This is a genomic window from Nocardioides sp. (assembly GCF_035576065.1).
Classification (GTDB): domain Bacteria; phylum Actinomycetota; class Actinomycetes; order Propionibacteriales; family Nocardioidaceae; genus Nocardioides.
In genome coordinates this window covers 182889-207882 of sequence record NZ_DATLWX010000001.1, presented here as the reverse complement: position 1 = coordinate 207882, position 24994 = coordinate 182889, and the positions used below count along the sequence as shown (strand labels likewise).

22 protein-coding genes and 1 riboswitch are annotated in these 24994 nt (G+C 69.5%); of the genes, 6 read left to right on the top strand and 16 right to left on the bottom strand.

Going from position 1 to position 24994, the window contains the following annotated elements; translation table 11 throughout:
• The first annotated feature begins 114 nt into the window (after window positions 1-114).
• Complete coding sequence (locus tag VNJ48_RS01045; RefSeq protein ID WP_325598214.1) at window positions 115-1260, top strand: MIP family channel protein; 1146 nt, start codon at window positions 115-117, stop codon at window positions 1258-1260.
• Window positions 1261-1270: 10 nt separating this feature from the next.
• Here VNJ48_RS01045 and VNJ48_RS01040 read toward each other — a convergent pair whose 3' ends face one another.
• A complete protein-coding gene (locus VNJ48_RS01040; protein ID WP_325598212.1) occupies window positions 1271-1990 on the bottom strand; it encodes a hypothetical protein in 720 nt (239 codons plus the stop codon).
• Between the two features lie 101 nt (window positions 1991-2091).
• Here VNJ48_RS01040 and VNJ48_RS01035 point away from each other — a divergent pair, with 101 nt between their 5' ends.
• Entirely contained in the window at window positions 2092-3066 is a 975-nt protein-coding gene (locus tag VNJ48_RS01035) for a malate dehydrogenase (RefSeq protein WP_325598210.1), read from the top strand.
• Window positions 3067-3258: 192 nt separating this feature from the next.
• Here VNJ48_RS01035 and VNJ48_RS01030 read toward each other — a convergent pair whose 3' ends face one another.
• From VNJ48_RS01030 to VNJ48_RS01010, 5 genes are all read right to left on the bottom strand, one after another.
• Window positions 3259-3684, bottom strand: a complete 426-nt coding sequence (locus VNJ48_RS01030) for a DUF3017 domain-containing protein (RefSeq protein WP_325598208.1) — start codon at window positions 3682-3684, stop codon at window positions 3259-3261.
• Between the two features lie 10 nt (window positions 3685-3694).
• Entirely contained in the window at window positions 3695-4543 is an 849-nt protein-coding gene (locus VNJ48_RS01025) for a bifunctional methylenetetrahydrofolate dehydrogenase/methenyltetrahydrofolate cyclohydrolase (protein WP_325598206.1), read from the bottom strand.
• Window positions 4544-4649: 106 nt separating this feature from the next.
• Window positions 4650-6239 (bottom strand): bifunctional phosphoribosylaminoimidazolecarboxamide formyltransferase/IMP cyclohydrolase, encoded by a 1590-nt coding sequence (gene purH, locus VNJ48_RS01020; protein WP_325598204.1) that lies wholly within the window; start codon window positions 6237-6239, stop codon window positions 4650-4652.
• Between the two features lie 24 nt (window positions 6240-6263).
• A riboswitch (ZMP/ZTP riboswitch) is annotated at window positions 6264-6341 on the bottom strand.
• Window positions 6342-6360: 19 nt separating this feature from the next.
• Window positions 6361-6966, bottom strand: coding sequence for a phosphoribosylglycinamide formyltransferase (purN, locus tag VNJ48_RS01015; RefSeq protein ID WP_325598202.1), 606 nt, complete (start codon window positions 6964-6966; stop codon window positions 6361-6363).
• 10 nt (window positions 6967-6976) lie between these two features.
• Entirely contained in the window at window positions 6977-8218 is a 1242-nt protein-coding gene (locus tag VNJ48_RS01010; protein ID WP_325598200.1) for a DUF6350 family protein, read from the bottom strand.
• Between the two features lie 157 nt (window positions 8219-8375).
• Between VNJ48_RS01010 and VNJ48_RS01005 the strand changes: the two genes are divergently transcribed.
• Together VNJ48_RS01005 and VNJ48_RS01000 are read left to right on the top strand one after the other, a co-directional pair.
• A complete protein-coding gene (locus VNJ48_RS01005) occupies window positions 8376-10304 on the top strand; it encodes a hypothetical protein (protein ID WP_325598199.1) in 1929 nt (642 codons plus the stop codon).
• A gap of 11 nt (window positions 10305-10315) precedes the next feature.
• Window positions 10316-10930: a hypothetical protein gene (locus tag VNJ48_RS01000; protein WP_325598197.1), complete on the top strand. Its 615-nt coding sequence runs from the start codon at window positions 10316-10318 to the stop codon at window positions 10928-10930.
• Between the two features lie 245 nt (window positions 10931-11175).
• Here the strand turns inward: VNJ48_RS01000 and sucD are convergent, their stop codons facing one another.
• Entirely contained in the window at window positions 11176-12057 is an 882-nt protein-coding gene (gene sucD / locus VNJ48_RS00995; RefSeq protein WP_325598195.1) for a succinate--CoA ligase subunit alpha, read from the bottom strand.
• A gap of 15 nt (window positions 12058-12072) precedes the next feature.
• Window positions 12073-13236: an ADP-forming succinate--CoA ligase subunit beta gene (gene sucC, locus VNJ48_RS00990; RefSeq protein ID WP_325598193.1), complete on the bottom strand. Its 1164-nt coding sequence runs from the start codon at window positions 13234-13236 to the stop codon at window positions 12073-12075.
• Between the two features lie 131 nt (window positions 13237-13367).
• On the opposite strand from sucC, the gene VNJ48_RS00985 reads away from it, so the two are divergent.
• Window positions 13368-14678 carry a deoxyribodipyrimidine photo-lyase gene (locus tag VNJ48_RS00985; RefSeq protein ID WP_325598191.1) on the top strand — a complete coding sequence of 437 codons (1311 nt, stop codon included), beginning with the start codon at window positions 13368-13370 and terminating at the stop codon, window positions 14676-14678.
• Window positions 14679-14682: 4 nt separating this feature from the next.
• On the opposite strand, the gene VNJ48_RS00980 is transcribed toward VNJ48_RS00985, so the two are convergent.
• Window positions 14683-15108, bottom strand: coding sequence for a cobalamin-dependent protein (locus tag VNJ48_RS00980; protein ID WP_325598189.1), 426 nt, complete (start codon window positions 15106-15108; stop codon window positions 14683-14685).
• 192 nt (window positions 15109-15300) lie between these two features.
• Between VNJ48_RS00980 and VNJ48_RS00975 the strand changes: the two genes are divergently transcribed.
• Complete coding sequence (locus VNJ48_RS00975) at window positions 15301-16134, top strand: M23 family metallopeptidase (protein ID WP_325598187.1); 834 nt, start codon at window positions 15301-15303, stop codon at window positions 16132-16134.
• Window positions 16135-16148: 14 nt separating this feature from the next.
• Here VNJ48_RS00975 and pcrA read toward each other — a convergent pair whose 3' ends face one another.
• From pcrA to VNJ48_RS00940, 7 genes are all read right to left on the bottom strand, one after another.
• Complete coding sequence (gene pcrA, locus VNJ48_RS00970) at window positions 16149-18590, bottom strand: DNA helicase PcrA (RefSeq protein ID WP_325598185.1); 2442 nt, start codon at window positions 18588-18590, stop codon at window positions 16149-16151.
• A gap of 35 nt (window positions 18591-18625) precedes the next feature.
• Window positions 18626-18985, bottom strand: a complete 360-nt coding sequence (locus tag VNJ48_RS00965; protein WP_325598183.1) for a hypothetical protein — start codon at window positions 18983-18985, stop codon at window positions 18626-18628.
• A gap of 26 nt (window positions 18986-19011) precedes the next feature.
• Window positions 19012-19482 (bottom strand): universal stress protein, encoded by a 471-nt coding sequence (locus VNJ48_RS00960; RefSeq protein ID WP_325598182.1) that lies wholly within the window; start codon window positions 19480-19482, stop codon window positions 19012-19014.
• Window positions 19482-20909: an APC family permease gene (locus VNJ48_RS00955; protein WP_325598180.1), complete on the bottom strand. Its 1428-nt coding sequence runs from the start codon at window positions 20907-20909 to the stop codon at window positions 19482-19484. Before VNJ48_RS00955 ends, VNJ48_RS00960 begins: the two co-directional genes overlap by 1 nt.
• Before the next feature lie 94 nt (window positions 20910-21003).
• A complete protein-coding gene (locus tag VNJ48_RS00950) occupies window positions 21004-22563 on the bottom strand; it encodes a hypothetical protein (protein ID WP_325598178.1) in 1560 nt (519 codons plus the stop codon).
• 339 nt (window positions 22564-22902) lie between these two features.
• Window positions 22903-23580: a response regulator transcription factor gene (locus tag VNJ48_RS00945; RefSeq protein WP_325598176.1), complete on the bottom strand. Its 678-nt coding sequence runs from the start codon at window positions 23578-23580 to the stop codon at window positions 22903-22905.
• The gene (locus tag VNJ48_RS00940; RefSeq protein WP_325598174.1) at window positions 23577-24872 is read right to left on the bottom strand and encodes a PspC domain-containing protein; all 1296 of its coding nucleotides are present in this window, start codon (window positions 24870-24872) and stop codon (window positions 23577-23579) included. Before VNJ48_RS00940 ends, VNJ48_RS00945 begins: the two co-directional genes overlap by 4 nt.
• Window positions 24873-24994: the final 122 nt, after the last annotated feature.

Sequence of the window (24994 nt, the reverse complement as noted above, 5' to 3'; positions counted from 1 at the left end):
GTCAAGATACCTGACGTCGCCTGTCCCTAGCCTCGCACCCGTCACCTCGCCTCGCTAGAGTGCCCGTGGTCCACGGGGGGTGGGCACCTGTAACTCCTGACGGAAGGCTGCTTCATGACCGAACCACACAACGGCACAGACGAGACACCCACGACGGGCCAGAAGTTCGCGGCGGAACTGCTCGGCACCTTCGTCCTCGTCTTCTTCGGCGTGGGGGCGGCGCTGATGAGCAACGACTACGTCACCACCGGCCTCTCCTTCGGCCTCGCCGTCATGGTGATGGCCTACGCCGTCGGTCGCATCTCCGGCGGCCACTTCAACCCCGCAGTGACGCTCGGTGCCGTCCTCGGCGGGCGACTGCCCTGGAAGTCGGCACCCGTCTACGTCGGTGCCCAGCTCCTCGGCGCCCTGCTCGCCGGCGCGGCCCTCTTCGGTCTCATGCACGGCTTCGACGGTTTCTCCGCCGACGGCAACATGGGAGCCAACTCCTTCGGCGACGAGGGCTCGGGCTATGCCCTGTGGGCAGCCTTCGTGCTCGAGATGCTGCTGACGATGATCTTCCTGTACGTCATCCTGGCCGTGACCGACGAGCGCAACGAGTTCCAGGCGCTGATGGGCCCGCTGGCCATCGGCTTCGCGCTGGCGATGATCCACTTCGCCTCCATGGGTGCCACCGGCACCTCGGTCAACCCCGCCCGCTCGATCGGCGTGGGTGTCTTCGGCGGCACCGACGCGCTCATCCAGCTGTGGCTGTTCATCCTGGCCCCGCTGGTGGGCGCCACGATCGCCGGCCTCACCTACCCCCTGGTCTTCGGCCACGCCTCCGCCCCCGTCCCGGGATCCGGGCTCAGCTTCCGGTCCGGTCGGCAGCAGGCCGTCCATGCCCCGCCCGGCACCTACGAGCAGCAGTGGAACCAGGGCCAGCCGCAGTGGCAGGGGCAGCCGGTGCAGTCTGGGCCGCAGGGGCAGCACAGCGCCCAGCCGCCCCAGGCCGCGCCGCAGCACTGGCAGCCCGCACCCGACCCGTACGCCCCGCCCGTGCCGCAGCAGCAGCCCCCCGCCCAGCAGTGGGGTCAGCCGGCAGCGCCAGCAGGGCCGCCGTCAGGTCAGCCTGCTGGCGCTCCCCAGCACTGGGGCCAGCCCGCACCCGACCCCTACGCCCCGCCCGTGCCGCAGCAGCAGCCGCCCGCTCAGCACTGGGGCCAGCCGGTCGAGGACGACGGCGAGGACGGCCGCACCCAGGTGCGTCGCCCCGACTAGGTGAGCGAGGTCATCGCCTCACGGGACTCTCGGCCGTCCCGTGGGCGATGAGTTCCGTGGTGGTGTCCGGTGCCTCGGCGAGCACCAGCCCCACCCCCCGTGCGTAGAAGCGACGGGTCTCCTCCGACGCGACTCCGTCGGTCTCCAGCACCTCGACGAGGTCTGTCCAGGAGTCGTACGCCGTCGTGGCGCTGGCCGCCGTGTCGAGCACCTGCGACCGGTCCTCGGCTACCCCTGCGGCGTACTGCTGGCGGAAGCCGTCGCCGACGCGTGGCGTGGCCGGCATGACGAGTCCGGCCTGGGCCCCGTCGACCCCCGCCAGCCAGTCGTCACCGCCGAAGGACCAGACATTGCCCTCGCGGTCCTGGGCGAAGAACTCGCTGGAGGTCACCGGTCCTGAGCTGCCGTCCACGACGGTGGTGACCTCGGTCGCGGTGACCCCGTCGATGGTGCGGGTCTCGTCGCTCACCGAGACGGTGACCGACTCGGTGACGGCGCCCTCGACCCGGTCGTAGATCCACTCGCTGCCGGGCACGAGCGGCAGGTAGGGGTTGTCGACCACCCGCACGAAGTCCCTCGGGTCGGGAGAGGCCGTCGGGATCTCGAGGCCGTCGACACCCGCCGGACCGACGGAGCGTGGCTCACCCGCGCTGCAGCCCGTCAGGGCCAGGGCGAGGGCGAGGACGGCAAGGTGGCGACCGCGGCGCGGGGGGACGGAGGTGCGCGACATGGGAGGAGAATGCCAGCCAACCCTCCCGGGCCGGACAGCGAGCGGCGCTGCTAGCGTCGGTCGTGGTTCGACCCCATCTCACTTCGCCCACAGGAGTCCTCGTGACCACCACTCCCTTGAAGGTCGCCGTCACCGGCGCAGCCGGTCAGATCGGCTACAGCCTGCTCTTCCGTCTTGCCGCCGGCGCCCTGGGCGACCGCCCGATCGAGCTCCGCCTGCTGGAGATCGAGCCGGCCCTGCCCTCCCTCGAGGGCGTCGTGATGGAGCTGGACGACTGCGCCTTCCCGCTGCTGGCCGGCGTCGAGATCGGTGCCGACCCGGCGACCATCTTCAACGGCGTCAACGCCGCCATGCTGGTGGGTGCCATGCCGCGCAAGGAGGGCATGGACCGTGCCGACCTGCTGGCGGCCAACGGCAAGATCTTCACCGGGCAGGGCAAGGCGCTCAACGACAACGCGGCCGACGACGTGAAGGTGCTGGTGACGGGCAACCCGGCCAACACCAATGCGCTCATCGCGCTCAGCAACGCCCCCGACATCCCGCGCGAGCGCTTCAACGCCCTGACCCGCCTCGACCACAACCGCGCCAAGACGCAGCTCGCCAAGAAGCTGGGCGTGTCGGTCACCGAGATCGAGAACCTCGCGATCTGGGGCAACCACGACGACTCGATGTATCCCGACCTCTTCAACACCATGGTCGGGGGCCGCTCGGCGGCCGAGCAGGTCGACGAGGCCTGGATCACCGACGAGTTCATCCCCACGGTCGCGACCCGCGGCGGCGCGATCATCAAGGCCCGGGGCTCGTCCTCCGCAGCCTCGGCCGCCAACGCCACCATCGACCACATGTTGGACTGGCTGAACGGCACCTCGGAGTGGGTGTCGATGTCGGTCCCGTCCGACGGCTCCTACGGCGTCACCACGGGCATCGTCTCGTCGTTCCCGTGCACGGTCACCGACGGCGAATACAAGATCGTCGAGGGCATCGAGCTCAACGACTTCTCCAAGCAGCGGATCGCCGCGTCGGTCGCCCGCCTCGAGTCCGAGCGTGACCAGGTCACCGAGCTCGGCCTCATCTAGCTCGCAGCATCTGGTCACCCGGGAACGACCCGCCCAGACAGCCCGACATCGCCGTACGACGAAGCCCCTCCCGGTCTACCCGGAAGGGGCTTTGTTGCGCGCGTGGCGAACTTCATGACGAAGTCCTGCAGTTCTAGGCCTTTGCAACGGCTAGGAAGTGCTGGAGTCCCCGCTTAAGCGGGGACTCCCCCGTCAGAGCCCCGGCTGGTCCGGGATCGAGGTCGTCAGGAAGATCAGGGCAGCGCCGAGTCCCGTGAGCAGAGCCATGTCCAGCGCCTTGTGGCGGACGGCGAGCATGCCAGCGTCCCGGGGCGAGAGCAGCAGGCGTACGACGGCAGCCGCGATCAACGCTCCGCCCACCATGCGGATCCCGAGCCGCCAGTCGCCGCTCGTGACCACGGCGAGGCCGGCGATCGTGACCACGAGCACGCAGATGTAGAAGGCGCCCCCGATGGTCGAGGGATAGCGGCGTTCCTGGGGACCGTACCCAGGATGGTCGCCGTCGACGAGGTCCTCGGCCGAGATCGGCGGCACGCTCTCCGGCGGCGCGATCCAGTTCTCGTCGCGGGGCCGCTCGACGTGTTCGTCGGGCGGCGAGTCGGGGGCAGGGTCGGTCACAGGGGTCCCGTCATGGCGTGGTGTTCTGCTCGGCGATCTCCACAATATTGCTCAGCAGCATCGCGCGGGTCATCGGACCGACACCCTTCGGGTTGGGCGAGACCCAGCCGGCCACGTCCCAGACGTCCTGGGCCACGTCCCCGGTGATCTTGCCTTCGACGCGGGATACGCCGACGTCGAGGACGGCGGCACCCGGCTTGACCATGTCGCCGGTGATGATGCCGGGCACGCCGGCAGCGGCCACGACGATGTCGGCGTGCCTCACGTGGTCTGCGAGGTCCACGGTCCCGGTATGGCACAGGGTGACGGTCGCGTTCTCCGAGCGGCGGGTCAGGAGCAGCCCGAGCGGGCGGCCGACGGTGAGCCCGCGGCCGACGACGACCACCTCGGCGCCGGCGATCGGCACACCGTGGCGACGGAGCAGCTCGATGGCGCCGACCGGGGTGCACGGCAGCGGTCCGGCCTTGCCGAGCACGAGCTTGCCGAGATTGGTCGGGTGGAGGCCGTCGACGTCCTTGTCCGGGTCGACGCGCGAGAGCAGCGCGAACTCGTCGAGCCCGGTGGGCTGCTGGACGAGGAACCCGGTGCACGCCGGATCGGCGTTCAGCTCGTCGATGACGGCCTCCACCTCCGCCTGGGTGGCCGTCGCGGGCAAGTCGCGGCGGATCGACTCGATCCCGAGCTCGGCGCAGTCCCGGTGCTTCGCTCCGACGTACCAGTGCGAGCCCGGGTCGTCGCCGACGAGGACGGTGCCGAGCCCCGGCGTGATGCCACGGGCCTTGAGCGCGCCGACGCGCTCGGCCAACTCGGCCTTGATGGTGCGCAGCGTGGCTGCTCCGTCGAGGGTCTGTGCGGTCACGATGTCTCCAGGTGGGCCGAAGGGTGTGCGGGGGAGGTTGCAGGTGAGGCAGTCGTGCTGGTGGCGGTCGAGGGGGCCCCGCCACGCCCGGTGAGGAAGCGGACCATCAGTGGAAGAAGTGCCTCGCGCCGGTGAAGTACATCGTGATCCCGGCCAACTCAGCCGCCTCGACCACCTCGCTGTCGCGCACCGAGCCGCCCGGCTGCACGATCGCCCTCACGCCGGCGTCGATGAGCACCTGGGCGCCGTCGGCGAAGGGGAAGAAGGCATCCGAAGCGGCGACCGAGCCTCGCGCACGATCGCCCGCCCGCTCCACCGCCAGCCGACAGGAGTCGACCCGGTTGACCTGACCCATCCCGACTCCCACCGAGGCGCCGTCGGCGGCCAGCAGGATGGCGTTGGACTTCACGGCGCGGCACGCCCGCCAGGCGAAGACCAGGTCGGCCAGCAGCGCGTCCGAGGCGGCGTCGCCGGTGGCCAGCGTCCAAGCGGCCGGGTCGTCGCCACCACCCTCGACGGCGGCGTCGAGGAGGTCGCGGCCCTGGAGCAGCAGGCCGCCGGAGATGGCGCGCATCTCGACGCCCCCGCGCGCGAGCGGGGCACACTCGAGCAGGCGGATGTTCTTCTTCGCCGACAGGATCTCGACCGCACCGTCCTCGTAGCCGGGTGCGACCACGACCTCGGTGAAGATCTCGGCGACCTGTTCGGCCATCTCCACCGAGACGGGCCGGTTGGTCGCGATGACGCCGCCGAACGCGCTGACCGGATCACAGTCGTGGGCCTTGCGGTGCGCGTCAGCGACGTCAGGTCCTACCGCGATCCCACAGGGGTTGGCGTGCTTGATGATCGCGACCGCCGGCTGGTCGAAGTCGTACGCCGCACGGCGGGCCGCGTCGGCGTCGACGTAGTTGTTGTAGGACATCTCCTTGCCGTGCAGCTGGGTCGCCTGGGCGAGCCCGGGTCCGCCGGGGAGGTGCCCGTTGGAGTAGATCGCCGCCGACTGGTGGGGGTTCTCGCCGTACCGCAGCACCGCGTCCTTGTCCCAGGTCGCGCCCATCCAGGCCGGGAAGCCCGAGCCCACGGACGTGTCGGTCAGCACGTTGCCCATCCAGGACGCCACGTGCACGTCGTACGTCGCCGTGTGCACGAACGCCTCGGCGGCCAGCGCCTTGCGCGCCTCGAGCGTGAAGCCCCCCGCCGCAGCTGCGGACAGCACCTCGGGGTAGCGGTCGGGTGAGGTCACGATGGCGACCGAGGGGTGGTTCTTGGCGGCTGCTCGGACCATCGAGGGACCGCCGATGTCGATCTGCTCGACGCACTCGTCGGGCGAGGCGCCGGACGCGACCGTCTGCGCGAAGGGGTAGAGGTTGCAGACGACCAGGTCGAAGGGCTCGACGTCGAGGTCCTCGAGCTGCTGCACGTGGGAGTCCAGACGGCGATCGGCCAGGATGCCGGCGTGCACGCGCGGGTGCAGGGTCTTCACCCGGCCGTCGAGGCACTCCGGGAAGCCGGTGAGGTCCTCGACCTTCGTGACCGGCAGGCCGAGGTCCGCGATCAGCTTGGCCGAGCCACCGGTGGAGACGAGCTCGACACCGGCAACGTGCAGGCCGCGGACGAGGTCGTCGAGCCCGGTCTTGTCGTAGACCGAGACGAGGGCGCGGCGGAGGGGGATCTGGTCGGAAAGGCGTTCGGACACGGTTGCTCCATGAGTCGCTGCGGAGGGGAGCACCCAGGCGTTCGATGCTCCCTGGCTTCACTCCCCGGTGGTCCCCCACCTGCGCCAGTCGTGTGGCGTCAGACTAGTCGACCGGAGCCGGTCAGCCGATCCGGACCCGGCGGCCGTCGAGCTCCCAGCCCTCGCGGGCCATCCGGCCGAGGGTTTCGACCAGCATGGTCCGCTCGGCCGTCTTGATCCGCTCGTGCAGGGTCTCGACCCTGTCGTCGTCGAGGACGGGCACGGCCACCTGGGCGACGATCGGGCCGGTGTCGACTCCCCCGTCGACGACGAAGAGGGTGGCCCCGGTGACCTTGACGCCGTACGCGAGGGCGTCGGCCGGGCCGTTCATGCCCGGGAAGGACGGGGAGAGCGCGGGGTGGGTGTTGACGACGCGGTGCTCGAAGCGAGCGAGGAAGTCGTCGCTGACGAGCTTCATGAAGCCGGCGAGCACGATCAGGTCGGGCTCGAAGCCGGCCACTGAGTCCGCCATCGCGCGGTCCCAGTGCTCCCGCGTGGTGAAGTCCTTGACCTGCTTGACGAAGGTGGCGATCCCCGCCCGGTCTGCCCGTGCGAGGCCCTCGATGCCGTCACGGTCTGCGCCCACCGCGACGACGTGTGCGCCATACGCCGGATCCGCGCAAGCGTCGACCAGGGCCTGCAGGTTGGTGCCGGTGCCCGAGACGAGGACGACGAGACGACTGGTCACCCGATGGATCCTAGGGCCCAGCCGACGCCAGTCGGCGTCGCTGCCACCACGTCATGGTGAGAGCCCCGACGAGACCCCCGAAGCCGAGCGCTGGGATCGAGGCGAGGAGCACGTCGAACACGTCGGGTCCGACGTGACGCATCCGGCCGGGCCCCGCGGCGCCACCGGCCACCGATGCCAGGACGGCGAACGCCACCGCGGCTGCGATCCCGCCTCCGCAACCGCGGAGCCCGGCGTCCAGCCAGGTCAGGGCAGGGTGTCGTCGCTGGAACCTCATGGTCGCTGCTGCGGCGGTCAACGGCGGCAGCCACACCATCGCGGCAAGCCATGGGGCGCTCATCCCGGCATCCGGCAGGGCGGACAGGAGGGCGAACAGTGGGAGCGGACCCAGCACCACGGCGTCGGGCGAGACGAGCGTGTTGCCCCCGACCGCGAAGCCCGGACCCAGCAGGAAGGACCCGGAGAAGAGGGTCGCGTTGGGCACGAAGCCGGCGTTGGCCAGCGCGTAGACCGTGCCTTCGGCCGCGGTCAGGTGGAGCTGGCTCACCATGGTCGCCGCTTCGCCCACGCCGGCGGCGAGGGAGATGAGGAACACCAGGGCAGCCAAGGCCAGGAACGCGGTCAGGATCGCTCCTGCGGTCGCAGCGGCCTGTCGCACCACGGCAGGCACGAAGGTCGCCCAGATCGCCGCGCGACCCGCGCCGATGGCGATGGCGGGCGCTGCGAACAGCAGCGACATCGCCAGGCTCCACAGGATGACCGGGGGGACACTGGGCGCGGTCGCCACCGTGGACGCCAACGAGGCGGTCACCACCGCCACGACGGCGTAGCCGACGAAGAACGTGCCAGTCGCCACGGGCACCGTCAGGTCGCGCTCTCCGTCGGAGATGCGGTCAGCGTCCGGTCCGTGACCGGACAGCGCGTCACCCACGCGGTGAGCCACGCGCCACATCGACCACGCGCAGATCGCCGTGAGCCCCAGGGGCACGACGCCCACCGCCACGCCCTGCACGGTGATGCCCGATCCATGAGCCATCAGCCACGCCAGGGCGCCCATGCGCATCCCGTCGCGCGGAGCCCCGTGCGCGCCGGCGTCGGAGGCGAACCAGCCGACGACTCCCACCGCGACGCACACCAGCAAGGGGGCGAGAGCAGCAACTGCCCCACCCAGCGTGGCGATCAGGACCAAGGGTCGCTGGGCGGCCGATGCAGCGCCCGTGCGGTCACGGCGGTCGACGAGCAGTGAAGTCATGGCTCCGCCATCATGACGCGAGCACCGATGGGGTTCGGGTTCCCACGCCGGGTATGGCGCACGGGCAGAGCCGGACACGGCGCACGGGCAGAGCCTCCCCCCGGCGCAGGGCCGGAGTGTGCGCCTGCTGCGGCGGATCACGTACCGTGGAAAGGTCATGAGGAGCCCAGAGACGTTCGACGCGTTCTACGCGGAGACCCGCGACCGCCTCCTGCACGAGGCCTACGCGTTGACGGGTGACCTGTCGGCCTCCAGGGTCGCGGTGCGCGATGCCTTCACCGTCGCCTGGCACCACTGGCGCAAGGTCTCGCGACTTGAGGACCGCGAGGCCTTCGTCCGTCCGTTGGCCCACCGGCGGGCCCAACGCCGGCACGCGGCCCGTCCGTGGCACCGGGACAAGGGCATCGACGACGATGTCCGGGCGACCTTGGATGCGCTGTCCAAGCTCAGCTCGCAGGAGCGCCGGACGCTGGTGCTGAGCACGCTCTCCCCGATGACCCTGGGAGACATCGCGCGCGAGGTCGGTCTCCCCCAGTCCGACGCGGAGCGAGTCCTCCAGAGCGCGACCTCACGCTTCTCGATCTCCCGCGACGTGGCCAGCACCGACGTACGCCCTCTTCTCGAGGCCCTGCTCGAACCCATCGCCGACACCCGGTGGCCCCGCAGCACGATCGTGCGTCGTTCCGGTGCCGCCCGCCGGCGGACGCACACGCTCATGGGTTCCGCCGCGGTGGTCGCCGCCCTCCTCGTCTCTGGCACGGTCGTGACCTCGGACGGCGTCGAGCCCAGCAGCCTCGACCAGGAGAGCGCGCTGCCGAGCGTGACCCTGCGTGAGACCCAGCCCGCCGTACCACCCTCGCTCGCTGCCGAGTCCCTGCTCGAGCTCGACCAGGTCGCCCGGTTCGACCCGAGCATGAAGTGGCGCATCAGCGAGACGTCCGACAACTCGGCGGGTGACGGCCTGGTGATGCCGTGCCAGCAGGCGCGCTTCGCCGACCCGACGACGCTCGACGACTTCCTCAGGAGCGTCAAGACCGACGGCGCCGGCGCCCTGATGCGGTCGTTCATCGGCAAGACCAGCGCCGAGCCGACCGGCAAGGGCAGCGGCAAGGGCAAGAGCGACGGCAGGAACGGCAGCCGCAAGGCCACGCGCGAACGGGCCACCGCCGTCGAGTACGTCGAGATGTCGGCCGACCCGAAGGCTGCGCGAGTCGCCTTCAGGACAGCACAAGGCTGGTACGCCGACTGCCTCGACTCACGAGCCCAGCTGCTCTCGACCCACACGATCGGTCGGGTGGGCGACGAGGCGACGGTGCTCAACCTGCGCACCTGGAACAAGACCCCCGCCCGGATCGCCGTCGGCCTGGCTCGCACCGGCAGGCTGACCGTCATCACCCTCGTCAGCTCCACCGGCAAGCCGGTGCCCGTGCAGGCGACTGCCACCGGACTGGCCGCTGCCGTCAACGCCACGTGCGGGAAGGCGGGTGCCGGCGCCTGCGCCGGACCGCCGAAGATGCGGTCGAGCGCCCCCCTTGCCGTGGGCAGACCGCCAGGTTTGCTCAGTGCGGTCGACCTGCCACCGGTGGCCGGCGCCGTCGGTCCCTGGGTCGGCACGGACCCCCAGCGCCCCCGGGCCAACGCCGCGTCCACCTACTGCGACAACACGCAGTTCGCCGGCAAGGCGGTCAAGCGGCCGCTGACACGGACCTTCCTGTTCCCGGCCCAGAAGAAGATGGACACCTTCGGCCTCACCCAGACGGTCGCGACGATGAAGGGGCGGCTGGCATCAGCCTTCGTCAGCGAGGTCCGCAGCCGCATCCGCAAGTGCGGACAGGACGACCTGGGCACGACGGTCGACACCTTGGTCGACCGCTCGAGCAAGCGGGCGCAGCTGACCGTATGGGACGTCGAGATCGAGATCTCGGACGAGAGGACCATGCAGTTCTGGATGGCGATCATGCGCGACGGCAACGCCGTCTCCCAGGTCGGCTTCACCCCCTCCGAGGGGAAGTCGCTCCAGCGCGACGCCTTCATCGCCATCGCCGAGCGGGCGCTGGAGCGGCTCAGCGACCTGCCCGGCGCCTAGGCTGTTGTCTCATGACGAGACTCATCACCACCCTGCTCGCGCTGGTGCTCCTGTTCACGGCTGCCCCGGCCACGGCCACGGCAGCAACCCCGACGCCCATCCCGGACGACTTCCCGCTTGCCCTGCGAATCTCGGTCGACGACGCCGATGGCGAGCAGCCGGTCCCGGCACCCGACGCGAAGGGCATCGGCCGGATCCCGGCGTGCGGCGAGCGGTTGTGGCCCTTGGCGCCCGCCCTGGTGGAGGACAGGCTCGCGGTGCGGGCGACCGGTCCGGAATACCTCGACGCCCGTGAGCTCGTCTCGATGCGGGGCGCCCGGGTGGCGGTCCGGGCGCTGGCCCGCATCCGCACCGCGCTCGCCGCCTGCGCCGAGCCCGTTCGAGGGGCAGTCTGGACCGTGCACGCCGCGGACACCGGCTACGACGCCGTCACCTTCACACAGAGCTGGACCCGCGGTCTGGGGCTCTCGACCTTCCAGGTCATCCGGGTCGGCAAGGGCGTGCTGATCACCCACACGTATGGCGAAGGCAGGCTCTCGGAGAGCCGCGGTCAGATCCGTAGGCAGACCCGGCTGGCGCGCGACCTGGCAGTCGACATGTGCGTGTTCACCCGCGCCGGCTGCTGAACCGACTGGCCTGCCCGTTGACCCTTCACCATGGGATGTTGCTCAACAGGCACTTCCCTCGGTCAGTTGACCGAGGGAAGTGCGCATTGGCCGACATCCCATGGTGAACAGGCAGGAGTCCCGGGACCGCCAGCCCCCTGTAACGCCAGGCCCCCTGTAACGCCGTGAAAACAGCTGTACCCACCCTGAAATATCAGGGTGGGTACAAGCAGTAACCCGGCGTTACAGTCCGCGGACGGCTCGACTCACATGGCCTGCAGGATCTCCCGCATCAGCGCGGCGGTCTCCGACGGCGTCTTGCCGACCTTGACCCCGGCGGCCTCGAGGGCCTCCTTCTTGGCCTGCGCCGTGCCGGACGAGCCCGACACGATGGCGCCGGCGTGGCCCATGGTCTTGCCCTCGGGGGCGGTGAAGCCTGCGACGTACCCGACGACCGGCTTGGTGACGTGGTCCTTGATGTAGGCCGCCGCCCGCTCCTCGGCGTCGCCACCGATCTCGCCGATCATCACGATCGCCTTGGTGTCGGGGTCGTTCTCGAACGCCTCGAGGGCGTCGATGTGCGTGGTGCCCACGATCGGGTCACCGCCGATGCCGATCGCCGTGGTGAAGCCGAAGTCACGCAGCTCGTACATCATCTGGTAGGTCAGGGTGCCCGACTTGGACACGAGGCCCACCGGGCCCTTGCCGGCGATGGTGTGCGGCGTGATGCCGGCCAGTGACTCCTCCGGCGTGATGATTCCGGGGCAGTTCGGGCCGATCATCCGGGTGGACTTGCCCTCGAGGTAGGCCACGACCGATGCGGTGTCCTGCACCGGCACGCCCTCGGTGATCACGACGAGGAGCGGGATCTCGGCGTCGATCGCCTCGATGCACGCGTCCTTGGTGAACGCCGGCGGCACGAATGCGACCGACACGTCGGCGCCTGTCTCCTTCATGGCCTCGGCAACGCTGCCGAAGACGGGCAGCTCCTTGCCGCCGAGCTCGACAGTGGTGCCGGCCTTGCGGGCGTTGACACCACCGACGATGTCGGCGCCGGACTCGACCATCAGGGTGGTGTGCTTGGCACCCATCCCGCCGGTCATGCCCTGGACGATGATCTTGGAGTCCTTGTTCAGGTAGATGCTCATGGTTTCTCTCCGTCCTCAGGCGTTCGCGAGCTCGGCGGCCTTGTCGGCCGCTCCGTCCATCGTGTCGACCTGGGTCACCAGCGGGTGGTTGAGCTCGTCCAGGATGGCGCGGCCGGCTTCGACGTTGTTGCCGTCGAGCCGGACGACCAGGGGCTTGGTCGCGGCGTCACCGAGGATCTCGAGCGCGCCCTTGATGCCGTTGGCCACCTCGTCGCACGCGGTGATCCCGCCGAACACGTTGACGAACACGCTCTTGACCTGCTCGTCGTTCAGGATCACGTCGAGGCCGTCGGCCATCACCTGGGCGTTGGCGCCACCACCGATGTCCAGGAAGTTGGCGGGCTTCACGCCGCCGTGCTTCTCACCGGCGTAGGCGACCACGTCGAGGGTCGACATGACCAGGCCGGCGCCGTTGCCGATGATGCCCACGGCGCCGTCCAGCTTGACGTAGTTGAGGCCCTTGTCCTTGGCCTTCGCCTCGAGCGGGTCCTCCTCGTCGCGGATCTCGAAGGAGGCGTGCTCGGGGTGACGGAACTCGGCGTTCTCGTCGAGGGAGACCTTGCCGTCGAGGGCCTCGAGCTTGTCACCGGTCAGGCGCGCCAGCGGGTTGACCTCGACCAGGGTCGCGTCCTCCTCGACGAAGACGGTCCACAGCTGCTGGACCATCTCGATGGCCTGGTCGCGCAGCTCGGCGGGGAAGCCGGCCTCGTCGACGATGGCGATCGCCTTGGCCTCGTCGACGCCGGTGCCGGCGTCGATCGCGATCTTCTTGACCGCGTCGGGGTTGGTCTTGGCGACCTCTTCGATCTCCACACCACCCTCGACGCTGGCGATGCAGAGGTAGGAGCGGTTGGAGCGGTCGAGCAGGTAGGAGAAGTAGTACTCCTCCTCGATCGAGGCTCCGGGGACCACGAGGACGCGGTTGACCGGGAGACCCTTGATCTCCAGGTCGAGGATCGCGCGAGCGGCCTCCTCGGCCTCCTCAGGCGTCTTCGCGACCTTGACGCCGCCGGCCTTGCCGCGACCGCCGGCCTTGACCTGGGCCTTGACGACGACGACGCCACCGATCTCCTCCGCGGCCGCGCGAGCGTCCTCGGGAGTCATGACGGTCTTGCCGAGCGCTCCGGCTACTCCATACTTCGCGAAGAGTTCCTTCGCCTGGTACTCCATCAAGTCCACGACGTACCCAGTCCTTTTCGTTGGTGCGTAACGACTCCGGCAAATTCTCCTTGGCACCCTAGACCTGTCGGGCGGGTCACATCGAGGTCGGGGCGGGTCGCCCTCATCACACCGTCGGTACCGTGAACGGCATGTCCTCGGTCATGTGGTTCCGCCGCGACCTACGCGTCCGGGACAACCCCGCGCTGCTGTCCGCGCTGGCAGACGGGCCCGTCACCGGGCTCTTCGTCGTCGATCCCGCACTGTGGTCAGCAGCAGGTCCTGCTCGTCAGGCGTGGCTGGCAGCCAACGTGCTGGCTCTCGCCCAGGACCTTCCCCTGACGATCCGGTACGGCGACCCCGTCGACGTCGTCCCGGCGGTGGCGGGCGGCGATGTCGTCCACGTTGCTGCCGAGACGACCCCCTACGGCCGCCGGCGCGACCAGGCGGTGGGAGAGAACGTCGAGCTGAAGGCCACGGGTTCGCCGTACGCCATCGGTCCCGGCCTGGTGACCAACGGGACCGGCGACCCCTACCAGGTCTTCAGTGCCTTCGCCCGGTCCTGGCGGGCGCACGGTTGGCCCGCGCCGGCCGAGAGTCCGCGGTCCCCCGGCCTCGTGCCGGCCGACTCGGACGAGCGTGCGGTCAGCCTGCTCGAACAGGCAGTTGCCGACGCCCCCTTCGAGCTCCCGGGGGCCGGGGAGCAGGCGGCGTGGCGGCGCTGGCAGGACTTCCGCGACAACGGCCTGGCCGACTACGCCGTCGAGCGGGACCGACCCGACCACGACGGCACGTCACGGCTCTCGCCATACCTCCACCTCGGGGTGCTCCACCCGCGCTCGCTGCTCGCGGACATCGAGCCCACGTCGACCTTCGCCACCGAGCTCGCCTGGCGGGAGTTCTATGCAGACGTCCTGTGGCACGCGCCTGTCTCGGCCTGGTCGGACCTCAAGCCGGCACTGTCGGGCATGACGTACGACGATCCCGAGGACGCGATCGAGGCCTGGCGCACCGGCACCACCGGTTATCCGATCGTGGATGCCGGGATGCGGCAACTTTGCGAGATCGGCTGGATGCACAACCGGGTGCGCATGATCACCGCCTCCTTCCTCACCAAGGACCTGCACGTCTACTGGACGGTGGGCGCGCGACACTTCCTGTCGTCGCTGATCGACGGTGACGTCGCGTCCAACAACCACGGCTGGCAGTGGGTGGCCGGGACCGGCACCGACGCGTCGCCGTACTTCCGGGTCTTCAACCCCGTCACGCAGGGCAAGAAGTTCGATCCGGACGGTTCCTATGTACGCCGCTGGGTGCCCGAGCTGGCGCACCTGGGTGGCGCCGCCGCGCACGAGCCCTGGAAGTCCGACGCGGGCTACGAGGGCGGCTATCCGTTGCGCATCGTCGACCACGCCGACGAGCGCGCGGAGGCGCTGCTCCGCTACCAGGCCGCGCGGGCCTGAGGACTCATCGCCCGGCGGGTTCCTGCGCGACGTGCTCCGCCAGCCATCGGGTGACCTCCGTGGTGGGGGTCGCCGCCGCGAACACCGCGGCGACGCCCATCGTGGTGAGCACCGCGAGGTCCTCCTGGTTGCCGCCCACCACGAAGACCTCGATGTCCTCCACCTCGCGTGCCCGGAGGAGCGAGACCAGCGCCGTGAGGAGCGGCACGAGGTCTGCTCCGGCGTGGGCTGAGAGGCCGATCAGGTCTGCGTCCTCCTGGATCGCGGTCTCCACCATCTGCTCGGGGGCCTGCTGCAGCCCCGTGTAGACGACCTCGTGTCCCGCGTCTCGCAGAGCACGGGCGAGACTCGTGCCGCGGCCGTCCTGCCCGTCAGCTGCACTCTCTGCGACCACGACTCGGAGGCCGCTGTGGAGGGCGCCGGACGTCATGACCGAAGGTTAACCAACCCGAGGAGGTGGCCCACGTCACCAGCACCAGCGGTGCCAACTTCGGCGAACGGCTGCAGGGGCCCGCCGACGTCCTCCACAATTGGCACCACGAGACGATTTCAATCACTGTGACCTATCCGTTACAGTCTGCGACGCCTCACTCTTCACTCTCCGGCACGAAGGACCTTCTACATGGGCAACCACCGAGCGCACCGCGGCTCAGGCCGCGACCACTCGGCAGCACCCGTCGCGGGTCGACGCAAGGCAGAGAAGCAGCCTGCTCGCCACCCCGTCCTTCGCGCCTTGCCGTCTGCCCCGGTCGTCGCCGGGGTCGCTGCACTCGCGATCTCCGCCTATGGCGCCGTCACCGCGGCCGACACCGACATCGTCCGCACCGTCAGCTCGCAGCCCGGCGCGATCGCCGCTGCGGGCAGCACCAGCTTCTCCAGCGTCTCCCCCCTCCGCAACCGCGAGGCCATCGTGTCGCGCGACTCCCGCCGCGACGCCATGGCGGACGCGGCCAACGAAGATCTCGTCGCTCAGGCGGAGGCCCAGGCCGAGCAGCAGCACGCCGCCCTCCAGCAGTTCGCCAAGGCCGCGGAGAAGCAGGCCGCCAAGATCAAGGAGAACCAGTGGGTCCTCCCGCTGGCCGACTACCGCATCTCCGCACCCTTCGGCGCTTCCAGCTATCTCTGGTCCAGCGTCCACACCGGCCTCGACATGTCGGCCCCGTCCGGGACGCCGATCCGCTCGGTCGCCAACGGCGTCGTCACCGAGGTGGGCTACGACGGCTCCTACGGCAACAAGACCGTCGTCACCCTCGATGACGGCACCGAGATCTGGTACTGCCACCAGACCTCCTACCTCGTCGGCGTCGGCGACGTCGTCCGCGGCGGCGAAGCCATCGGCACCGTCGGCTCCACCGGCAACAGCACCGGCCCCCACCTGCACATCGAGGTGCGCCCCGGCGCCGGTGACCCGGTCGACCCGTTCACCGCGTTCCTCGAGCACGGCATCAACCCCTAGCTCGTCCGTCCGACCTACAGCTTCTCGACCGGCGCGTAGCGCAGCAGCAGCCGCTTGACGCCGTCGGACCCGAAGTCGATCGACGCCACGGACTTCTCCCCCGCGCCCTCCAGCGCCACGACCGTGCCCATCCCGAACGAGTCGTGGAGCACCCGGTCGCCGGGCTCCAGCGACGGGATCTGCCGCGCGGGCTTCGCCTTGGCAGCCACATCGGCGCGTGCAGCCGCGGAGGAGAAGTTGCGGCGACCCGCGTCCGTCGGCACACCGAGCCGCGCGGGGGAGCCGGCCGCGAGGTCGGGACGGCCCCAACGGGTCTGGGCCTGCGCCGTGCGCCGCCAGTCGACGAGGTCGACGGGCAGCTCGTCGATGAAGCGCGAGGCCGGATTGTGCGACGGCGCTCCCCACGCCGACCGCACCATCGCCCGGGAGACGTAGAGGCGTTCGCGGGCGCGGGTCACGCCGACGTAGGCGAGCCGGCGCTCCTCCTCGAGCTCGGTCTGGTCGCCCAGCGACCGCTGGTGCGGGAACACGCCGTCCTCGAGACCTGTCAGGAAGACCACCGGGAACTCCAGGCCCTTGGCGGTGTGCAGGGTCATCAGGGTCACCACGCCGGCGCTCTCCCCGTCGGGGGCGTCAGGGATCTGGTCGGAGTCGGCCACGAGTGCCACGCGTTCGAGGAAGTCACCCAGCCCGGGGACCGTCGTCCCCGCCACGGTGTCCTCCGGGTCGGAGGGGTCGGCGGAGGGCCCGGGTTGCGGGTCATCCGAGAACTCCCGAGCCACCGCCACGAGCTCGGCGAGGTTCTCGACCCGCGTGGCGTCCTGAGGGTCGTCGCTGGCCTCGAGCTCGGCCAGATATCCGGAGCGTTCGAGCACCGACTCCAGGATCACGTCGGCCCGCTCGTCGGCGGCGACCATCGACTGGAGCTCCTGGATCAGCGCCACGAACCCCTGGATGTTCTTGAGTGACCGGGTCGCCAGTCCGGGCGCCTGGTCGGCCAGCAGGAGCGCCTCCCAGAAGGTGATCCGCTCGCGCTCGGCCAGCGCCTGGACGCAGGCCTCGGCACGGTCCCCGATCCCGCGTTTGGGAGTGTTGAGGACCCGTCGCAACGAGATCTCGTCGGCCGGGTTGACCAGCATCCGGAGGTAGGCGAGGGCGTCGCGGACCTCTCTGCGTTCGTAGAAGCGGACACCGCCGACGACCTTGTAGGGCTGGCCGGTGCGGATGAAGACCTCTTCGAAGACCCGCGACTGGGCGTTGGTGCGGTAGAACACGGCGACGTCCGCGGCCTTGAGACGGCCCGTGTCGACGAGCTTGTCGATCTCCTCCGAGACGAACCGGGCCTCGTCGTGCTCGTCGTCGGCGACGTATCCCGCGATCCGCTCGCCGTCACCCGCGTCGGACCACAACCGCTTGTCGAGCCGGCCGGCGTTGTTCTTGATGACCGAGTTGGCCGCCGTCAGGATCGTCTGGGTCGATCGGTAGTTCTGCTCGAGCAGGATCGACGTGGCATCGGGGAAGTCCTTCTCGAAGTCGAGGATGTTGCGGATGTTGGCGCCGCGGAACGCATAGATGGACTGGTCGGCGTCGCCGACCACCATCAGCTCGCTGGGGGTGTCGTCGACCGGTCGCCCCTCCTCCAGGTCCTGGCCGCAGAGCTGGTGGATCAGCGCATACTGCGCGTGGTTGGTGTCCTGGTATTCGTCCACCAGGACGTGCCGAAACCGGCGGCGGTAGTTCTCCCGGACGTCGGGCAGCGTCTGGAACAGCCGCACGGCGGTCATGATCAGGTCGTCGAAGTCGAGCGCGTTGGCCTCACGCAGGCGGCGCTGATAGTTCGTGTATGCCGCTGCGTAGGCCTCCTCGAAGCCGTTGCGTGCGTCCTTGACGGCGTCCTCGGGGTCGCGCAGCTCGTTCTTCTGGTCGCTCACCCAGTGGAGCACCGCTCCGGGCTGGTAGCGCTTCGGGTCGAGGTCGAGGCCCTTGAGGACCAGCGTCATCAGGCGCTTGGAGTCGGCGGCGTCGTAGATCGAGAAGTTGGACTTGTAGGCCGTCCCACCGACGTCGAGGGCGGTGATCTCCTTGCGGAGGATCCGCACACAGGCGGAGTGGAAGGTCGAGACCCACATGATCCGCGCGCGCTTGCCGACGAGGTCCTCGACGCGGTCCTTCATCTCGGCCGCTGCCTTGTTGGTGAACGTGATCGCCAGGATCGAGCCCGGATGCGCCCTGCGCTCGGTGATGAGCCAGGCGATCCGTCGGGTGAGCACGCGCGTCTTGCCGGAACCGGCGCCGGCCACCACGAGGAGGGGCGCGCCGACGTGCACCACCGCGGCACGTTGCGGCTCGTTGAGCCCGTCGAGCAGCTCCTCGGGGGTCGGTCCACTGCGGGTGGTGCGCGCCTCCGGAGGGGAGGTGACGTGCTCGAGGCCGGGGATCAGGTGGGGGCTACTCATCTCCCCACCAGCCTACGGGCTGGGACCGACGGCGCTCAGGCCGCGTGAGTCGGCGACCAGAAGAGAGCGACGGCGACATTGGCCACGCTCAGCAGGAGAAGTCCGGCCCACAGCCCCTGCGGGATCGTCGGCTTCCGGGCGTTCGCCATCACCAGCACCAGGAGCACCAGGCCGATGACGAACTTCACCCCGATCTTGGTGTGGTTCACCTCGCCGTCGCCGGCCTCCAGCACCCCCACGAGCAGCAGTCCGGCCAGGAACGCCGTACCGACCCCGTCACGCATGGCCGAGTTGACCGACTTCTGCGACTCCCTCGCCTGCACCACGAGTCCGCCGAAGAGTGCAGCGAAGCCGAGCAGGTGCAGGAACAGCAGGACGAGGCGCAGGATCTCCATGCGCGAAGACTAGCGGCGCGATGGGGTCAGGACTTCTTCGCCTTCTTGGCGCGCGGCTTGGGGCGTACGACGAGCACCGGGCACGGCGCGTAGTGCTGGACCCGCTGGGCGGTGCTGCCGACAAGCACGCTCTCGCTCAGGCCGCGACCGCCGGCCGCGACGACGACGAGCCCGGCGTCGTACTGCTTGGCGGCCTTGATGATCTCGTTGGCCGGCGAGCCCGACCGCACCCGCTGGTGCACCTTGGGCCCCCAGCCGTCGAACTGCGCCGCGATCACCGCGACGGCGTTCTCGGCGGCCTCACGGAACGACAGGGAGTCCCAGGACGCTTGATGCTCGGTCTCGGACAGCTCGTCGGCGAACGCGACAGCAGCCAGGGGGCGGATCACCGCGACGACGGAGATGTCGGTGAACTTGGCGGGGTCCGCGAAGGCCTTCAGGTGCTTGGCGGCGGCGAGCGATTGCTTGGATCCGTCAGTGGCGACGATGACGTGCATCAGAGGTCTGCCTTCCTGTCAGAGGTGGTGGAGCTCGCATCCGAACGGCTGCCGAAGAGCTTCTCGGCGACGTACAGCAGCCCGCCCACGGCGAGCAGTGCAGCGCACCAGAGCAGCGAGGCTGGGTCGTCGTAGACGACCCAGAAGAGGATGGCGAGGTTGCCGACCAGCCCGACGATGAGCAGGGGTGTGTTGGCCCGGAAGGCGCGGTCGTCCTCGTCGTGTCCGCGGAGCTTCAGGCAGGTGACGATGACGAGCGCGTAGATGGCGAGGAGGAAGACCACCGTCACCAGGGCCAGCCGATTGACGAGGTCGAGGTCGCCGCTCGCCTCGAGGACCAGCGTCCCAGCGACAAGCAGGCCCGCCACGACGAGGCCGCTGAAGATGAGGCCCACCCATGGGCTGCGCCGGGTCGGGTGGATCTTGGCGAACACGCCGGGGACGACGTCCTCGCGGGCCATGCCGTAGAGGATCCGTGGCTGCGTGACGAGGGTGACGAGAGTGGTGTTGGTGATCGCCACGAGGGCGATGATCGTGAAGATGGTGACCATCAGGTCGGTGGAGAAGGGCAGGATCCCCTGCTCGACCACCTGCAGCAGGGCCGGTCCGTTCTCCTCGTCCGCCAGCTCGCTGGTGGGCACCGTCAGGGCTGCGGAGACGGAAACCAGGACGTAGACGACCCCGGCCACGACCATGCCGCCGACGAGGGAGCGCGGGAAGGCCTTGTGCGGGTCGATGGTCTCCTCCGCCACGTTGGCGGTGTTCTCGAAGCCCGTCATCGCGAAGAAGGAGAGCGCCACCCCAGCCAGCACGGCCAGCGCCGGGTTGCCCGAGACGCTGATGTCGGTGAGCGTCCCGAAGTCCGCGTTGCCCTGGACGACGTAGTAGACGCCGATGATCATGATGATGATGAGGCCGCTGAGCTCGACGAAGGTCATCACCATGTTCATCACCACCGACTCGGTGATGCCGATGTAGTTGACCAGCACGAGGAACGCGACGAAGACCAACGAGACGATCAGGGCCGGCGGTGCACTCCAGAGCTCGGCGAAGTACGTCGCGAAGCCGGTCGCCAGCGAGCCCGTGGCCGCGAAGCTGGCCGCCAGGAAGGACACGGTGACCAGGAAGGTGAGGGCCCGGTTGCCGAACGCCTTCTGGACGTACAGCGAGGACCCGGCCGCCTGCGGGTACTTCGTCACCAGCTCGGCGTAAGCCGTCCCGGTGATCGTCGCCACTGCGACGCCGACGGCGAAGGCGATCCAGAACGCCCCACCTACTGCGGCGGCGACGAGGCCGATGAGGACGTAGATCCCGGAGCCGAGGACGTCACCGAGGGTGTAGAAGAACAGCTGCTTGCCGGTGATCGACCTCTTCAGGCCGGTGCCGTCGTCATCGGTGTGGGGGACGGTTTTTGTGGAGTCGACCATCAGGCGGCCCTCACTTCCGAGATTGGGGATCCGTCGACCTCACCCTGATTCAGCACAGATGTCAAAGCTCAGTCCCCCCAATGGAGGCGGGGGCCTAATCGGCCCGGCTCCAGGTCTCACATGAGGAGAGCCCCGAAGCACGACGTCCGCACAGCCGGAAGGTGGTGGGATAAGCGGGGTCGAGCGTCAGTTTCGCGGCACTGTCACGCTCCACCATCCGGCACTCGTCGTAGTCCCACCAGCTGTAGGCCCACTGGTAGGTGCCGTTCGCCCCAATGATCGAGGACGTCGCACCGACCGGGGTCGGCTGACACGCCTCGCCGGGCCGAGAAGACTCGATGGCCGTTGCGGTGAACTGGCCACCCCCAGCAGGCTCAATCTTGAACGACGCGTCGGAGCTGCTCTCCCAGACCCCGACGAGCGGATCGGGGAGCGCGCAGCCAGCGATCTCCTTGTTGGCGAAGAGCGCCAGCCGATCGGTCCACGGCTTGCCCTTCCAGATCACGGCATCCCAGGCCAGGGTGCCGACGAGCCAGCCGTCAGCCCGGCAGGTGCCGTCGGTGTAGCGCCGGAGTCTCAGTTCGGGTCCTACTTCGAGCTTGATACCAACCAGGTTGCGGACTCCGACTCCCACCGAGATCTCCGGGTTGACCGAGACATCAATCGTGAGGCTTCCCGTCGTCTCCAGGAAGGGATCGAGGTGGCCGTGGAAGACGGCCGGGTCGGAGTCGAGAGTGTTCACACCAGCCTCGAACCGCATCCCCGTGGCGAGAGCCACGGGAACAGTGCCGGTGTTGCGCGCGGAGAGCTTGCCCTTGACGCTCACACTTGCGTAGACCGGGATGGGTACTACGCCGACCATGAAGAACCCCTCCTTCGAGAACGACTTAGCCGACTCCGAACACTCGATCGAACTGCCCGGCGCCAGCGCTGTCGCGGACAGCGAGTATTCGCCGCTCAGGTGGGCGGAGAAGCCGCCCGTGGCTGGTCCTGGCCAGGCGATGTCGTCGAGCACGAGGTTCTTGAGGCCGACATCCAGCTCACCGGTCTCCTCGCCACTCCCCGTGAACACCTTGCACGGAAACATCTTCCCCGCTTTTTTGTAGATGTCCCAGCCAGGTGGCTTCGATCCACCGAACGCCCGGCGAGCAGAGGTCTTCGCCTGCGCGGCGTCCACGTCCCCGAGTATCGGCACGACCCTCGCCACGGGCACCGACTTCAACCTCAGCTCGACCTTGCCCCCGCGCTCGCGCAAGCGGGTGATGCGCGCGACGAGACCGCTCGGCAGTGCCTTGGTCGGACCGGATGTGACGAAGCCTCCTCGAACGTATCGCGCTGACCTGGGCACGACGATGGCCTTGGGGTCGTGCTTGTCACCACGGACGGCGAAGACCTTGCCCGGTGCTCCGACGGCGTCTCGGGCGACGACAGTGCCGTATGCGCCAGTGAGCACGCCGCCAGTGCGCCGGTTGAGTCGCACCTTGTAGCGAACGCGTTCCGGGAGGACGGTCGCGCCACGCTTGATCCCGTACGACGCCGAGGTGACGGTCGATGGGCGCAGCGACAACGTATAGGTGCCCGACCGAAGCCCACGCAGCTTGACCCTCGCCTTGGTCACCTGCACCTGGGTGCCCGGTCCACGCAGGGTGCCCACTGGTCGCACGCCGGAGGGCAACCCCGAGATCCGAACACGCAAGACCCCGGACGCCGGCCCGGGCATCGCCTCGCCACGCTCAGACGTGGCCGCGACCGCGGCAAGCTCGCTGCCGGGAGTCTGAGCCCCCGCAGCGATGCCATCTGCGGGCAACAACGCCGTACAACCGAAAATGCCGACAGTTAGTAGCACCCCGAAACGGAGCATCTCTTTCCCCTCGTCCGCGCCCAGTCCCGATGACTACGAGCAAGCCGTCGCGCAGACTATCGGCACTTCTGGTCGCGCACACCTGCTGTCGCCCCCCCGCAGTGGGTGGACCCGTCCGCGAGACGCACACAGCTACAGAAGTCGGCGATCCGACGCCCAGCGGGTGAGCTCGTGACGGCTGGAGAGCTGGAGCTTGCGGAGCGTCGAGGACATGTGGGTCTCGACCGTCTTCACCGAGATGAAGAGCTCCTTGGCGACCTCCTTGTAGGCGTAGCCGCGAGCGATCAGGCGCATCACCTCGCGCTCGCGCTCGGTAAGCCGGTCGAGGTCCTCATCGACGGCCGCGACATCGATGGACCCGGCGAAGGCGTCGAGCACGAAGCCGGCCAGGCGCGGCGAGAACACCGCGTCGCCCCCGGCCACGCGGGCGATCGCATCGACGAGCTCTGGTCCAGTGATCGTCTTGGTGACGTATCCCCTGGCCCCGCCCCGGATGGTGCCGATGACGTCCTCGGCGGCGTCGCTCACCGACAGGGCGAGGTAGCGCGCGTCGGGTGCCGGCAGGCGTCGCATGACCTCGACGCCACCGCCTCCGGGAAGGTGCACGTCGAGCAGCACGACGTGCGGCTGCTGCTCGCGGATGGCGGTGACCGCCGAGTCGACGTCAGCGGCCTCCGCGACGATGTCGACGACCCCTGCGCCCACCGTCGTGAGCTCGGAACGCACGCCGGCACGGAACATGGCGTGGTCGTCGACGATCACGATGCGTACGGGTCGGGGGGTCCCCGTGGGGCTGGTCACGTCGTTCATGGTGATTCCTCATTCGTCAGGGGCAGGTGGAGACGTACCTCGGTGCCGTCGCCGGGCGCGGAGCGCACCTCGCCGGTCCCGCCGTGGCGGGCCATCCGGTCGATGATGCTGCCACGGACGCCTTGGCGGTCACCCGCGATGGCGCTGGTGTCGAAGCCCGCGCCGCGGTCGCGGACGAACACGTCGACGGCGGTGGCCGACACTTCGGCGTACACATCGATGTGCTGGACCCCGGCGTGCTTGGCAGCGTTGGCCATACCTTCGCGCGCGGCGTCGGTGATGGGCTTGAGCGCTTCGTTCATGTCCACGTCACCGACCGCTACGACGTCGACCACCACGGAGTAGGTGTCCTCGACGATGGCAGCGACGGCGCGGAGCTCCCCGGCCAGAGTGACGTCGGTGCCCACCGACTCGAAGAGCCATGAACGCAGGTCGCGCTCCTGCGAGCGGGCGAGCCGGGCCACCATCGCGGCGTCGCCGGAGTTCTTCTGGATGAGGGCAAGGGTCTGGAGCACCGAGTCGTGCAGGTGGGCCGCCATGTCGGCGCGCTCCTGGCTGCGGACGCGCTCGGCCCGCTCCGCACCGAGGTCGTGCACCAGGCGGACCGCCCAGGGGCCGACGACGATCGCGAGTCCGAGCACACCGAGCAGGCCGGCGACGATGACCGGGACGGCGAAGGCGAAGGTCCCGGTCCAGACGGCGAACATGATCAGCGCGCCCACGACCAGCGAGAGACCGGCGAAGACGCGGAAGTAGGAGGCCCACCCACCGACGCCGAAGACCGCACGGAACGGATCGATGCGCCCGGTGGAGTCGAGCCAGCGCTCGCGTTGCGCCTCGTCCGCCTGGCGCCACAGCAGGGCGATACCGGCCACCGCGATCACGACCGGCCAGAAAAGTGCCCCCTGACCGAAGGCGGCCTCGAACGCGAGGACCGCCCCGAAGAGCAGCGCGCCGATGGCGATGGCGGGGCCTGCGTCCCTCAGTCGCGAGGTGCGCCGAGGCCGCTTGCCGGTGCGAGTGGCGCTCTCCAGGCCCGGGGCCGACTCGTCAAACCGGGAATCGGTGGGCAGGAACATCCACAGGCCGGCATAGAGCATCAGCCCGACACCGTCCAGCACGGCGAGCACCACGAAGGCGACCCGCACCCACAGGACGGGCACCCCGAAGTGCGCAGCCAACCCGCCCGACACGCCACCGGCAATGGGTGACTCGGTGTCACGGGTGGCGCGGCGGAAGGGTGGGGCCACGGGTGGGGGCCCGAACGGTGGGTGGGGGGAAGCGAGGCTCATCGTGGGTCCATCGTCGCAGGCAGGACGCCTGCTCACCATGAGGATCGACCCCGAACGAACCCTGAGGCGCACTTTCGAGCACGCCCGGTCATGACCAGGGTCGTCCCCGATGGTGCTGGCCG